Origin of the sequence: Lysinibacillus sp. ZYM-1 (assembly GCF_001308875.1) — a bacterium.
GTDB lineage: Bacteria > Bacillota > Bacilli > Bacillales_A > Planococcaceae > Lysinibacillus.
Genome location: NZ_KQ465183.1, coordinates 1 through 700 on the forward strand (window position 1 = coordinate 1; position 700 = coordinate 700).

7 tRNA genes are annotated in these 700 nt (G+C 53.1%); all 7 read left to right on the plus strand.

Annotated features, from left to right (window positions below):
• Positions 1 to 11: 11 nt before the first annotated feature.
• Positions 12 to 88 (plus strand) — tRNA-Pro (locus tag AO843_RS23730).
• A 21-nt stretch (positions 89 to 109) separates the two neighbouring features.
• Positions 110 to 185 (plus strand) — tRNA-Ala (locus AO843_RS23735).
• Positions 186 to 211: 26 nt separating this feature from the next.
• Positions 212 to 285: transfer RNA gene (locus AO843_RS23740), tRNA-Met, on the plus strand.
• 6 nt (positions 286 to 291) lie between these two features.
• Positions 292 to 368, plus strand: a tRNA-Ile gene (locus AO843_RS23745).
• A gap of 15 nt (positions 369 to 383) precedes the next feature.
• Positions 384 to 476 (plus strand) — tRNA-Ser (locus AO843_RS23750).
• Positions 477 to 527: 51 nt separating this feature from the next.
• Positions 528 to 602 (plus strand) — tRNA-Met (locus AO843_RS23755).
• Between the two features lie 3 nt (positions 603 to 605).
• A tRNA-Asp gene (locus tag AO843_RS23760) sits at positions 606 to 681 on the plus strand.
• Positions 682 to 700: the final 19 nt, after the last annotated feature.

Here is a 700-nt window from a genome sequence, read left to right on the forward strand (position 1 = left end):
CATAAAACGAACGGGAAGTAGCTCAGCTTGGTAGAGCACTTGGTTTGGGACCAAGGGGTCGCAGGTTCGAATCCTGTCTTCCCGACCATTTCCAAAAAACAAACATTATGGGGCCTTAGCTCAGCTGGGAGAGCGCCTGCCTTGCACGCAGGAGGTCAGCGGTTCGATCCCGCTAGGCTCCACCATAGTAAATAACCAGTATAAAGATCCTGGCGGCGTAGCTCAGCTGGCTAGAGCGTACGGTTCATACCCGTAAGGTCGGGGGTTCGATCCCCTCTGCCGCCATCTTAAGGACCTTTAGCTCAGTTGGTTAGAGCAGACGGCTCATAACCGTCCGGTCGCAGGTTCGAGTCCTGCAAGGTCCACCATTTATATATTGTTACGGAGGTATACCCAAGTCTGGCTGAAGGGATCGGTCTTGAAAACCGACAGGCGGGTAACACCGCGCGGGGGTTCGAATCCCTCTACCTCCTCCAGTTTATATCAATAAATGGTGCTTTAAAAACTCGAAAAGACAATAAGATTATCGCGGGGTGGAGCAGTGGTAGCTCGTCGGGCTCATAACCCGAAGGTCGTTGGTTCAAATCCGGCCCCCGCAACCAAATGGTCCCGTGGTGTAGCGGTTAACATGCCTGCCTGTCACGCAGGAGATCGCCGGTTCGATCCCGGTCGGGACCGCCATTTATTTTAAAATATGGGT